13 protein-coding genes are annotated in these 13,119 nt (G+C 46.1%); all 13 read left to right on the top strand.

What is annotated here, in order from left to right:
• Nucleotides 1–52: 52 nt before the first annotated feature.
• Nucleotides 53–535: a LeuD/DmdB family oxidoreductase small subunit gene (locus tag EAI83_RS07855; protein WP_114002638.1), complete on the top strand. Its 483-nt coding sequence runs from the start codon at nt 53–55 to the stop codon at nt 533–535.
• 3 nt (nt 536–538) lie between these two features.
• A complete protein-coding gene (locus EAI83_RS07850; protein ID WP_129974982.1) occupies nt 539–1,789 on the top strand; it encodes a 3-isopropylmalate dehydratase large subunit in 1,251 nt (416 codons plus the stop codon).
• Nucleotides 1,790–1,924: 135 nt separating this feature from the next.
• Nucleotides 1,925–2,416 (top strand): LeuD/DmdB family oxidoreductase small subunit, encoded by a 492-nt coding sequence (locus EAI83_RS07845; RefSeq protein WP_015524680.1) that lies wholly within the window; start codon nt 1,925–1,927, stop codon nt 2,414–2,416.
• 21 nt (nt 2,417–2,437) lie between these two features.
• A complete protein-coding gene (locus tag EAI83_RS07840; RefSeq protein ID WP_129974980.1) occupies nt 2,438–3,682 on the top strand; it encodes a 3-isopropylmalate dehydratase large subunit in 1,245 nt (414 codons plus the stop codon).
• A gap of 215 nt (nt 3,683–3,897) precedes the next feature.
• The gene (locus EAI83_RS07835) at nt 3,898–5,337 is read left to right on the top strand and encodes a L,D-transpeptidase family protein (RefSeq protein WP_129974978.1); all 1,440 of its coding nucleotides are present in this window, start codon (nt 3,898–3,900) and stop codon (nt 5,335–5,337) included.
• Between the two features lie 375 nt (nt 5,338–5,712).
• Entirely contained in the window at nt 5,713–6,507 is a 795-nt protein-coding gene (locus tag EAI83_RS07830) for a CoB--CoM heterodisulfide reductase iron-sulfur subunit B family protein (protein ID WP_022426047.1), read from the top strand.
• Nucleotides 6,504–6,893, top strand: a complete 390-nt coding sequence (locus tag EAI83_RS07825) for a 4Fe-4S dicluster domain-containing protein (protein ID WP_015524685.1) — start codon at nt 6,504–6,506, stop codon at nt 6,891–6,893. The genes EAI83_RS07830 and EAI83_RS07825 overlap by 4 nt, the downstream gene beginning before the upstream one ends.
• 4 nt (nt 6,894–6,897) lie before the next feature.
• Complete coding sequence (locus tag EAI83_RS07820; RefSeq protein WP_129974976.1) at nt 6,898–8,886, top strand: CoB--CoM heterodisulfide reductase iron-sulfur subunit A family protein; 1,989 nt, start codon at nt 6,898–6,900, stop codon at nt 8,884–8,886.
• Entirely contained in the window at nt 8,877–9,320 is a 444-nt protein-coding gene (locus EAI83_RS07815; protein ID WP_015524686.1) for a hydrogenase iron-sulfur subunit, read from the top strand. The genes EAI83_RS07820 and EAI83_RS07815 overlap by 10 nt, the downstream gene beginning before the upstream one ends.
• Nucleotides 9,308–10,282, top strand: coding sequence for a 4Fe-4S dicluster domain-containing protein (locus tag EAI83_RS07810; protein ID WP_118063564.1), 975 nt, complete (start codon nt 9,308–9,310; stop codon nt 10,280–10,282). Before EAI83_RS07815 ends, EAI83_RS07810 begins: the two co-directional genes overlap by 13 nt.
• A gap of 3 nt (nt 10,283–10,285) precedes the next feature.
• On the top strand, nt 10,286–11,323 hold the full coding sequence (locus EAI83_RS07805; RefSeq protein WP_059085576.1) for a 4Fe-4S dicluster domain-containing protein: 1,038 nt from the start codon (nt 10,286–10,288) through the stop codon (nt 11,321–11,323).
• Nucleotides 11,316–12,170: an FAD/NAD(P)-binding protein gene (locus EAI83_RS07800; protein WP_114002622.1), complete on the top strand. Its 855-nt coding sequence runs from the start codon at nt 11,316–11,318 to the stop codon at nt 12,168–12,170. Before EAI83_RS07805 ends, EAI83_RS07800 begins: the two co-directional genes overlap by 8 nt.
• Before the next feature lie 269 nt (nt 12,171–12,439).
• A complete protein-coding gene (locus tag EAI83_RS07795) occupies nt 12,440–13,117 on the top strand; it encodes a 2Fe-2S iron-sulfur cluster-binding protein (protein WP_021652990.1) in 678 nt (225 codons plus the stop codon).
• The last annotated feature ends 2 nt before the right edge of the window (nt 13,118–13,119 follow it).

Raw genomic sequence — 13,119 nt, 5'->3', positions numbered from 1 at the left:
ACAGAGGAATGTTAACCCGGAAATGGATAACGATCAGAAAGGAACTTGTTTTATGGATAAGGGAACGATTTTTAAATTTCATAATGACCTTGATACCGATCAGATCATTGCATCCCAGTATCTGCTTCTGCCGAATTTGGATGAAATGAAGGACCACACATTTGAATCACTGGATCCGGATTTTTCCAAAAAGGTTAAACCGGGAGATTTTGTAGTTGGAGGAGAGAACTTCGGATGCGGATCCTCCAGAGAGCAGGCACCGGGTGTTCTTAAGGCACTTGGAGTAAAGGCAGTTATTGCGAAATCTTTTGCTCGTATTTTTTTCCGTAATGCCATTAATATCGGACTTCCGGCAATTGTCTGTAAGGATCTCCCGGATGCTGTGAAGACAGGAGATACCCTGGAGCTTCATATGTCCGAGGGAACTGCTGTTGCCAATGGTAAGACTTATTCCTGCACAAAACTGCCGGAATACATGCAGAATATACTGAATCAGGGCGGCCTTATCGCTTCTCTGAACCGTGAGGAGGAATAAGAGATGGGAATGACGATCGCAGAAAAAATCATCGCGGCAGCGGCTGGAGTGGACAGTGTAAAACCCGGAGATATCTATACGGTTTCACTGGATCATCTGATGAGCAATGACGGAACCACACATCTGACTGTTGATATGTACAACAATAAATTAAAAAATCCTCATATTGCAGATACAAAGAAGCTGGTATTAATCGTAGACCATAACGTACCGCCTGACAGCCCGAAAACAGCGGCATCCCAGAAAAAGATGAGAGATTTTGCAAGAGAAAATAATATTGATTTCTGGGAAGGAAAGGGTGTCTGCCACCAGATCATGATCGAGAATTATGTCCGTCCGGGACAGCTGATCTTCGGTGCTGACAGCCATACCTGTTCCTACGGAGCACTTGGTGCTTTCGGTACCGGTGTAGGATGCACAGATTTCCTTTACGGAATGGTGACCGGAACATCCTGGGTCATGGTTCCGGAAACCGTAAAATTTAACCTGACAGGGAAGCTTCCTGAGGGTGTTTACGCAAGAGATCTGATCCTTACCATTATCGGTGAGATCGGGGCAAACGGCTGCAACTATCAGGCAATGGAGTTTACCGGTGAGGGCGCCAGAACCTTAAGCATCAGCGACCGTATGGCACTTTGCAACATGGCTGTTGAGGCTGGTGCGAAGACAGGAATCTTTGAGGCTGATGATAAAGCTCTGGAATATCTGAAAGAGCATGGACGTGAGCCAAAAGCGGTATATCATAGCGATCCGGATGCTGTTTACGCAAGAGAGTATACCTTTGATCTTTCAAAAGTCCGTCCGGTTGTAGCGAAGCCAGACTTTGTTGACAATGTGGTTCCGGCTGAGGAAACCTGCGGCATCAAGATCAACGAAGCGTTCCTTGGCTCCTGCAATAACGGCCGTATTGAAGACCTCCGTGTAGGCGCAGAGGTGATCAAAGGCAAAAAAGTTGCAGAGGGAGTTCGTTTCCTGGTTGTTCCTGCAAGCCAGACCATTTATCGTCAGGCATTAAAGGAGGGGCTTATCGATATCTTCATGGAAGCAGGGGCTATTGTTATGAACCCGAACTGCAGTGTATGCTGGGGAAGCTGCCAGGGTGTTATCGGCGAGAATGAGGTTCTGATCAGCACAGGAACCCGTAATTTCAAGGGACGTGCAGGGCATCCGAGCTCCAAGGTTTACCTGGGATCTGCGGCAACAGTTACTGCATCTGCCGTTGCAGGTGAGATCGCAACTGCTGACAGAGTATAAGAGTTTCAGAAAAGATTTAAATAATATATTCAGAAATTATCAGAGGATGATCCGTTTCGGCGTGGGTTCTTATAACAGAGCAGACAGAAAACATTTGCCTGATGATACGGAACGGAATAAACAGGAGATATACATATGGAAGCATTTACAGGAAAAGTGTGGGTACTTGGTGATGATATTGATACGGATATCATTATCCCGACGGAGTACCTTGCACTGAAAACCATTGACGATATGAAACAGTACGGATTCAGCCCCCTTCGTCCGGAGCTGGCCGGACAGATCCAAAAGGGCGACATTATTGTAGCAGGAAAGAACTTCGGATGCGGATCCTCCAGAGAGCAGGCACCGGAGATCATCAAGGCACTGGGTGTGCAGTGTGTCATTGCGAAATCTTTTGCCCGGATCTTTTTCCGCAACTCCATTAACAACGGCCTTCTTCTTATTGAGCAGCCGGATCTTCATGACAATGTAAAAGAGGGAGATCAGGTTACGGTAGTAATGAATGAGCATGTAGAGCACAATGGAAAACAGTACCCGATCGCTTCTCTTCCGGAGAATCTGATGGATATCATCCAGGCTGGCGGACTGGTAAAAGCCATGCGTAAGCTGAACGGCCTGGACTAAAAAACGGAGAGGAGAGAAATAATGGGCGAGACGATCATTGAAAAAATTATCAGACATAATACAGGCAAGGCAGTAAAACCTGGTGATATCGTGACGGTCAATGTGGACAGAGTGATGATCCATGATATCTTTATTCCGTTTGTAGCGGAAAAATTTGAGGAGATGGGCTTTCAGAAGCTGTGGGATCCGGACAAGGTTGTTCTGATCTATGACCATCTTGTACCGGCAAGTCAGCAGGATGATACCAGACATTTCCATGTGGGAGATGCTTTTGCAGCTAAATATGGCATGAAAAACGTACACAGAAGTGACGGTATCTGTCATCAGCTTATGACTGAGGCAGGTTATGTTAAACCCGGTAATATTGTATTTGGCACAGACAGCCATACCACGACTTATGGATGTGTCGGTGCGTTTTCTTCCGGCATCGGTTACACAGAGATGGCCAGCATCTTGGGAACAGGAACCATGTGGATCAAGGTTCCGGAAACCATAAAGGTTGTGATCGACGGAGAACTTCCGGAGAATGTCATGTCCAAGGATATCATCCTCCGCCTGATCGGTGACCTTCGTGCAGATGGAGCTACTTACCGTGCTCTGGAATTTTGCGGAAGCACCATTGAAAATATGTCTGTGGCAAGCCGTATGACTATGGCGAATATGGCAATTGAGGCCGGTGCGAAATGTGCACTTTTCACACCGGATGAGAAGACAGCTGCTTACTGCAACGTAGAGCTTGATGATTATCAGAAGAGTCTTGTGGGAGATGAGGATGCTGTCTACATGAAGACCATAACTTATAAAGCAGAGGATTTTGTGCCGGTAATGGCATGTCCGTCTCAGGTGGACAAGATCCGTGATGTCAGTGAGCTTCAGGGTGAGACCATCGACCAGGTATTCATCGGTTCCTGTACCAACGGACGTCTGGAGGATCTTATGGCGGCAGCAGAGGTGCTGAAGGGCAAAAAGGTTGCAGACTTTGTAAAGCTGATCGTGACTCCTGCCAGCCGCAAAATTTACCGTCAGGCTATTGAGCTTGGCATTCTGGATACTCTTGCGGAAGCAGGGGCTATCATTACACATCCGGGCTGCGGACTTTGCTGCGGTAGGACCGGCGGAATCCTGACAGACGGTGAAAAGGTCGTGGCAACCAACAATCGTAATTTCCTGGGACGTATGGGAACTTCCAAGGTTCAGATCTATCTGGCATCTCCGAAAACAGCAGCAGCCTGTGCCGTTGCAGGCAAGATCGTAATGCCGGAATAAGAAGCAGAAGATCCTGAGAGAAATACTGTTGCCAGAAACAGATAAAGAAACGTATGAGAAAGACAGATTTTCGCAGAGGCGTCAGTCTGTCTTTTTTTACCGGATCAGAAGGATCCGGGATAAATCATTTTTACAGAAAATGGGATTTATTGTATTATAATAACAGCCAGTGTGACAACATAACATATATTACATAAGACTCGAGGGATAAGGGTATGGAGAAAAGATCAACCATCAGTAAAAAGACACTGAAGATCATACTTGGGATCTGCATTGGCGTAACGATCCTGGCAGTGGCAGGGTTATTTGTCTATACATACTTGGCAGATCACAATACGCTGGGACGGAAGATTTCCATATGGGGAGTGGATGTTTCCGGACTGGATGCAAAGCAGGCAGAAGAAAAGATCGCTGCGGAATTTGCAGATCGTCCGGTATCCTTTCAGGAAAATGATCAGGAAGTTTACAGTACTACTTTGAAAGAGCTGGGCTACAGTCTCAATGAAGAAGCCCTTTTGAGTAAGCTTACAGAAATTCAGAAACAGCGGGAAGAGAGCCGGAAGCTTTTTCCAAAGGAAGAAAATATAGAACCGGAATGTCAGATCGAGGAAGATGAGGAGCAGGAAAAGCAGGCTCTCGATCTTTCAAATTTCGGTACGGAAGAAAGAAAAGCTTCTGTTGATGCAGCCATTCAGTACGATAAGGAGAAAAAAGAATTCACCCTTGTGAAACAGGTACAGGGGACGGAAATCGATCCGGATAAGCTGGAGACTACCGTGGACACAAATCTGAACGCAGCATTTGATACGGCTCTGCTTGGGGATACCATCACAGTACCGATCAACAAGCATGTGTATGTAAGCCCGACGGTCACTGTAACAGAGGATATGAAAAATAAGATTACAGACCTGAACAGCCAGCTGAAGAAATACCGCAGCAGTACAGTAACTTATACATTCGGAAGTGAAACGGCTGTTCTGGATTCCGATACGATCACATCCTGGCTGAAGGCTGAAGGGGAGACGCTGACTTTAGATGAAGAAGCCATTAAAGCCTACATCAGTGAGCTTGCCAACAAATACAATACTATTTATGTTCCCCGCACCTTTCATACATCTGCGGGAACGGATGTGACCATTGAGGGAAATGAGTACGGCTACCGGATCGATCAGGACGGAGAATATGCTCAGCTTCTGGAAGACCTGAAAAGTGGTACTGCTGTAACAAGAGAGCCTGTTTACAGCAAAAAAGGATACCAGAGAAACGGAACAGACGATCTGGCAGGCAGTTACATAGAGGTCAGTCTGGATGCACAGCATTTGTGGTTGTATAAGGACGGATGCCTTGTGACGGAAACAGATATTGTCAGCGGTAAGCCGGTGAAGGGGCGTGAAACATATCGTGGTGCATGGCCGATCGCCTACAAGGCGAGTCCCTTTAACCTTACCAGCAATGAATATGGTTACGATGTAAAGGTTAATTACTGGATGCCTTTTGTCTACGGACAGGGACTTCATGATGCGTCCTGGCAATCATCCTTTGGCGGGAACCGTTATAAAACCAACGGAAGCCACGGCTGCATCAATCTGCCTAAGGATCAGGCAGCACTGATCTATAACACCATTGATGCAGGTTATCCGATCATTATTTACTGATAGGAGCAAAAAAGCTTCGGAGAGATCCGGAGCTTTTTTTATGCCCGAAAATGAAAATTATCATGGAAGCAGGATCGTAAATGATAAGGTTTTTCAAAAGTACGTTAAAAAAAACACAAAAAAATATCGAAAAAGCCTTGTCGAAACAGAAATAACATGATATGATGATTTCGGAAATCGAGCTAATACACTTCTTAATTGCGGAGGAAGAGTGTTTTTCTCTTTTATTTGGGTGCAAATTGATAAAAAAACTCAAATAAGTGTTAGTTGAGATTTCATTTTTTTATTCATATATCGTTAAAAAAAAGACAATATATGAACAAGAATATCTACTATAAACGTCAGATTTTAGACTAAGAAAGGATAATGAAAGGTATGAAGTACAGTTATTATCCGGGTTGCACCCTGAGAACAAAGGCCAAAGATCTGGATGAGTATGCCAGAGCCAGTGCCACAGCCCTTGGGTTTGAGCTTGAGGAGATCGAGGACTGGCAGTGTTGTGGTGGTGTTTATCCGCTTGGCACAGACGAGATCGCCACAAAGCTTTCTTCCGTCCGTGCGTTAAACCAGGCAAAAGAAAAAGGCCAGGATCTGGTGACGATCTGTTCAGCCTGTCATCATGTGATCAAGCGTGTCAATGATGATATGAAAAATGTGGAAGATATCCGGACCAGAGCCAACAATTATATGCAGTTGGAAGCTCCCTATGAAGGAGAGACAACCGTTCTCCATTATCTGGAGGTTCTCCGGGACAGAGTCGGTTTTGATAAACTGAAAGAAAAAGTAGTAAATCCTTTTACCGGAAAGAAGATCGGAGCCTATTACGGATGTCTGCTTCTGAGACCTGGAAAGATCATGGCATTTGATGATCCGGAAAATCCAAGGATCATGGAGGATTTTATCCGTGCCCTTGGCGCTGAGCCTGTGATCTATCCTTACAGAAATGAATGCTGTGGAGGATATATATCCCTGAAAGAAAAAGAAATGTCACAGAATATGTGTGAAAAGATTGAAGAAAGCGCAGCAGGCTTTGGCGCAGATATGCTGATCACTGCCTGTCCGCTCTGCAAATACAATCTGAATAAAAATTCCGGAAATAAAATGCCGGTTTACTATTTTACAGAGCTTCTGGCAGAAGCCCTTGGCGTCAAAGAGGAGGTGGCAAAATGAGAGATAACCATTCTGCTGCGGAAAAAATAAAGGAGATCAGCGGGACCAATCCTCTGAAATGTATGAAGTGTGGCAAATGCTCTGCTACCTGCCCATCCTTTGACGAGATGGATATCAAGCCTCATCAGTTTGTGTCCTACGTGATCAATGAAAATATCGAAGCACTTGTAAATTCAGCATCCCTGTGGAAATGTCTTTCCTGTTTTGCCTGTGTGGAGCGCTGTCCGCGAGACGTAAAACCCGGAAAGATCATTGACGGGGCAAGACAGCTGGTTGTTCGGGAAAAAGGCGGAGACTATCTTTCACCAAATGAAATTCCGGAGCTTCTTGATCCGGAGCTTCCTCAGCAGCTGCTTGTAAGTGCGTTCAGAAGATACAGGAGGTGAGAAAGTGCAGAGAATCGGTGTATTTGTCTGTCATTGCGGAAGTAATATTGCCGCTACGGTAGACGTGAAAAAGGTTGTGGAGATCATTGCAAAAGAGCCAGGAGTTGTCCATGCAGAAGATTATCAGTATATGTGTTCTGAAGCAGGACAGTCCAGGATCCAGGAAGCCATCCGTGAAAAAAATCTCACAGGAGTGGTTGTCTGTTCCTGTTCTCCGCGTATGCATGAGGCAACTTTCCGTAAAGCAGCGGAAAAGGCCGGCCTGAATCCATATATGGTGGAGATCGCAAATATCCGTGAGCACTGTTCCTGGATCCACAAGGATATGCAGGAGGCTACGGAGAAGGCCGTGATCCTTGCAAGAGCAGCAGTAGCAAAAGTCAATTTAAATGCTCCTCTTCAGCCGGGAGAAAGCCAGGTTACAAAGAGAGCCCTGATCATCGGAGGCGGTATCGCCGGAATCCAGACGGCTCTTGATATTGCCGATGCAGGCTATGAAGTTGATATTGTGGAAAAAACACCAAGTATCGGCGGAAGAATGTCACAGCTTGACAAAACCTTCCCTACTCTGGATTGCTCCGCATGTATCCTTACTCCAAAAATGGTGGAGGCTGCAGCTCACGAAAAGATCAATATCTATACATACAGTGAAGTAGAAAAAGTTGCAGGTTTTGTAGGAGATTTTACTGTTGATATCCGCAAAAAAGCGCGAAGTGTCAACATGGACAAATGTACAGGCTGTGGAGTCTGCCAGGAAAAATGTCCTTCCAAAAAGATTCCAAATGAGTTCAACAGAGGGCTGAACAACCGGTCAGCTATTTATACTCCGTTTGCACAGGCGATTCCAAATGTTCCTGTGATCGACAGAGAGCATTGCCTGAAATTTAAGACAGGCAAATGTGGTGTCTGCTCCAAAGTATGTCAGGCAGGAGCCATTGATTACGACCAGCAGGATGAGATCGTAACACAGAAATACGGAGCGATCGTGGTGGCAACCGGATTTGATACCATCAAGCTTGACAAATATGATGAATACGCATATAGCCAGAGCAAGGATGTGATCACATCTCTGGAGCTGGAGCGTATCATGAATGCTGCAGGACCTACAAAAGGACATCTTGAGCGCCTTTCCGATGGAAAAGCACCGAAGGAGATCGTATTTATCCAGTGTGTTGGAAGCCGTTGCTGCGATGACCGCGGGAAGCCATACTGTTCCAAGATCTGCTGTATGTACACAGCTAAGCATGCCATGCTGATCCGTGATAAATATCCGGATACCAATGTGACGGTATTTTATATTGATGTCCGTACACCTGGTAAAAACTTCGATGAGTTTTACAGAAGAGCAGTTGAGCAGTATAACGTAAACTACATCAAAGGTCAGGTAGGAAAAGTAATTCCGCAGCCGGATGGAACACTTCTTGTTCAGGGCTCGGATCTTCTTGATAATAAGCAGATCTTTAAGAAAGCAGATATGGTAGTTCTTGCAACAGCTATTGAGCCAAATCCGGATGTACGTAAGATCGCTACTATGCTTACTGCAAGTATTGACACCAACAATTTCCTTACAGAAGCTCATGCAAAGCTTCGTCCTGTAGAATCACCGACAGCAGGAATTTTCCTTTCCGGTGTATGCCAGGGACCAAAGGATATACCGGAGACAGTTGCCCAGGCAGGAGCTGCGGCTGTAAAGGCCATAGGGCTTCTTGCAAAGGACAAGCTGACAACCAATCCATGTACGGCAAGATCCGACGAGCTTCTCTGTAACGGATGCTCTACCTGTGCAAATGTATGTCCTTACGGAGCGATTTCCTATGAGGAGAAACAGGTCAACGATCACGGTATCCGTGAGACAAGAAGAGTTGCGGTTGTCAATACAGCACTTTGCCAGGGCTGCGGTGCCTGCACAGTAGCCTGCCCGTCAGGAGCCATGGACCTTCAGGGCTTCTCCAACAGACAGATTATCGCGGAGGTGGATGCAATATGTCGATAGAAACAAAGGAAGAATTCAGACCAAAGATCGTGGCATTCTGCTGTAACTGGTGCAGCTACGCCGGAGCAGACCTTGCCGGAAGCAGCCGTTTAAGCTATCCGGCGGATGTAAAGATCATTCGTGTTCCATGTTCCTGCCGTGTCAATCCCATGTTCATCCTCCGTGCCTTTGAAAAAGGAGCCGATGGTGTGATCATGTGCGGATGCCATCCGGGAGACTGCCATTACAGTACCGGAAACTATTATGCAAGAAGACGTATGACACTTCTGTTTTCAATGCTGGATTATATTGGGGTGGAAAACGGAAGAACACGTGTGGAATGGGTATCTGCCGCAGAAGGCGTGAAATTTTCACAGACTATGAATGAGTTTGTTGAGAAGATCCATTCACTTGGTAAAAACGTGAGATTGGAGGATATAAGATGCAGGAGCTGATAAAACGTGCAAAAGAACTGCTTGCAGATGGCACGGTAGTCCGGGTTCTTGGGTGGAAAGCCGGAGATCTTGCCTTTAATCCGGAACCAGCCTATTTTGAAACACCGGAATCTCTGGAGGATTTTGTCTATGATGGATTCTGCGGTGCCAATTTAAGCAAATATATGATCGAAGCTTCCAAGCTGGAAGGAAAAACCATGGTCTGTCTGAAGCCCTGCGATACATATAGCTTTAACCAGCTTTTGAAAGAGCATCGTGTAGACAGAGAAAAAGCCTATATCGTAGGTGTTGGCTGTAAAGGAAAGCTGGATATTGAAAAGATCCGCAAAATGGGGATCAAGGGTATCCGGGGAATTTCCGGAGCAGAGATTACCGGAGATGCAGAGACATTGACTGTGGATACTGTTTACGGAGAAAAAACCTGTGCATACAAAGATGCCATGCTGGAACGCTGCCATGTATGTAAAGGAAAAGAGCATAAAATTTACGATGAACTGATCGGTGAGTCAAAGGAGACAAAGGACGCTGACCGTTTCGCAGAAGTTGAGCGGATCGAGGCAATGAGTCCGGAAGAAAAATTTGCATTCTGGCAGAGCGAGCTGAGTAAATGTATCCGCTGTAATGCCTGCCGTAATGTATGTCCGGCCTGCAGCTGCCGCAAATGCGTTTTTGACAGCAACAAGTTCGACAGCGCCCAGAAGGCAAATGTGGATTCCTTTGAGGAAAAGATGTTCCATGTGATCCGTGCCTTCCATGTAGCCGGAAGATGTACGGACTGTGGCGAGTGCAGTAGAGTCTGCCCGCAGGGAATTCCCCTTCATCTGTTTAACCGTAAGTTTATCAAGGATATTGATGCGTTTTACGGTGAGTATCAGGCAGGCGAGGATGCGGAGTCAAAGGGTCCGCTTACCAGCTTTACCTTTGATGATGTAGAGCCAGGGATCGTGGCAGAAAGGGGATAATGTATGTATAAGATCGCAGTAGAAAATCTGCCGGCATTATTCCGAAAAATTGCCGCAGACCAGGAATTATATTTACCGGTAAAGGTAAGTGAGCAGGTGAACTTCAAGGCATGGAGCGAGGATGCAGAAGTTTCCCTTGAAACACTGAAAACCGTGAAATCACCGAAGGATGCTTTCTTTCCGCAGAGTGAAAATCTCTATACCTGTAAAAAAGATGGGAAAAATATCAGCATTGAGCCTCAGGCACTAAAAGACCAGAATTTTGTCGTATTCGGAATGAGAGCCTGTGATGTACAGGGCGTGAAAGTTCTCGACAAGGTGTTCCTTGGGGATCCGGTGGATACTTTTTACCAGGCAAGAAGAGAACATGGAACTATTGTAGCGCTTGCCTGTCATGAACCGGAGGAAAGCTGCTTCTGTAAAGTATTTGGCATTGATGCTGCAGATCCGGAAGCAGATGTTGCAGCCTGGATCATCGAGGGAGAGCTTTTCTGGAAGCCTCTCACAGAGAAGGGAAATGCTCTGACAGAAGCTGTGAAGGAGCTTTTGGCAGATGCTGATGAGACAAAGGTAGAAGAGGAGAAGAAGGCAATCCGTGGTATTATCGAGCTTCTTCCATATACACATCTTTCACTGGAAGGATGGGCGCAGGAAGAATACATGGACCGTTTCAATTCTCCTGTATGGGAGAAACTGTACAAGCCTTGTCTTGCCTGCGGAACCTGTACCTTCGTATGTCCGACCTGTCAGTGCTATGACATTAAGGATTACGACACAGGGCACGGTGTTCACCGTTACCGCTGCTGGGATTCCTGCATGTACTCTGATTTTACCATGATGGCTCACGGAAACAACCGTACCAGCCAGATGCAGAGATTCCGTCAGAGATTTATGCATAAGCTTGTTTATTATCCGTTAAATAATGACGGCATGTTCTCCTGTGTTGGCTGCGGCCGCTGCGTGGAGAAATGTCCGGAATCTTTAAATATCGTAAAAGTCATCAAGGCCTTTGAAAAACAGGGAGGTGAAAAGAATGAGTGAATGTACCTGTCATAAAAATTATACACTGGATACGCTGATCCCCAAGGTTGGCGTGATCACAGATATCCGTCAGGAGACACCGGATGTAAAAACCTTCCGTGTGGAAGCTCCGGAGGGTGGAAAGCTTTTCGAGCATATGCCAGGACAGTGTGCCATGGTCTGTGCACCAGGCGTCAGTGAAGGTATGTTTTCCATTACTTCTTCTCCGACTGTAAAGGATTATCAGGAATTCAGCATCAAAAAATGCGGATCCCTTACCGATCATCTCCACAGCCTTCAGGTTGGAGATGAGATTGCAGTCCGCGGACCATACGGAAATCATTTTCCGGTGGAAGATAAGTTAAAGGGAAAAAATCTCCTGTTCATCGCAGGTGGAATCGGTCTGGCACCTCTTCGTTCCGTGATCAATTATGTGCTGGATAACCGTGAGGATTACGGAACAGTAGATATTCTCTATGGTTCCCGTTCCGCAGATGATCTGGTGCAGCTTAAGGAAATCCAGGAAGTATGGATGAAAACAGAAGGTGTAAATGTATATCTTACCATTGACCGCGAGCAGGAAGGCTGGGACGGTCATGTAGGATTTGTTCCGAATTATCTGAAGGAGATTGGTTTTGATACCAATAAGACCGCTCTGGTCTGCGGTCCGCCGATCATGATCAAATTCGTTCTGGCAGGACTGGAAGAGCTGGGCTTCTCCAGAGATCAGGTATATACCACACTGGAGCTTCGTATGAAATGCGGTGTCGGAAAATGCGGCCGCTGCAACATCGGAGACAAATACGTCTGCAAAGACGGCCCAGTATTCCGATGTGATGAGGTGGATGAATTACCTAATGAGTACTAAGTTATAGATTGCACCTTAAGAAACTTTCAAATATATGCGCTGGTTATAGCCAGTACACAGCCATGTGGAACAGCCATCTCGCTAAGATGCCCATTTTAGGAGCGGTTTTAGCGGCGCTGAAATCCAGTACTTACGAAGACTTAGGAGTGAAGGCTCTCCTGAACTCCTTAGTCACAGTTAGTACTTAGTTCAGCAGAGCGTTGCGACGGGCACGTGTGAGATGGCTGTTCCACATGGCGTACGATTTGGATAAAAGAAAGGACACCAACATGGAAAATAATATGGTAAACGTATATTTTTTCGGTAAAAAATACAGCGTTCCCGGTGATCTGACCATTATGACAGCTATGGAATATGCCGGTTATACATTAAAAAGAGGATGCGGCTGCAGACACGGATTCTGCGGTGCCTGCGCGACCATCTACAGGATCAAGGGACAGAATGAGCTGAAAACCTGTCTCGCCTGTCAGACACAGGTGCAGGAGGGAATGTATGTGGCAAGTATCCCGTTCTTCCCTACAGACAAGAGACTTTATAATATAGAAGATCTTAAGCCGAACCAGCAGGTAATGATGGAGCTTTATCCGGAGATCTACAGCTGCATCGGATGCAATGCCTGCACAAAGGCCTGTACACAGGACTTAAATGTCATGCAGTATATTGCATATGCTCAGAGAGGCGAGCTTGAAAAATGTGCAGAGGAATCCTTTGACTGTGTAAGCTGCGGCTGCTGTTCCGTAAGATGTCCGGCAGGAATTTCCCATCCGATGGTAGGCCTTCTGGCAAGACGTCTCACCGGAAAATATATTGCGCCGAAAAGCGAGCATCTGGAGAAACGTGTGGAAGAGATCCACGAGGGCAAATTTGACGATATGATCGAGAAGATCATGCAGAAGCCGATCACAGAGATGCAGGAACTTTACAACAGCAGAGAAATCGAGAAGTAGGA

This window comes from Blautia sp. aa_0143, from assembly GCF_004167315.1.
GTDB lineage: Bacteria > Bacillota > Clostridia > Lachnospirales > Lachnospiraceae > Blautia_A > Blautia_A fusiformis.
The sequence above is the reverse complement of the archived record's forward strand: the minus strand, read 5'-3'. Positions and strand labels throughout refer to the sequence as shown.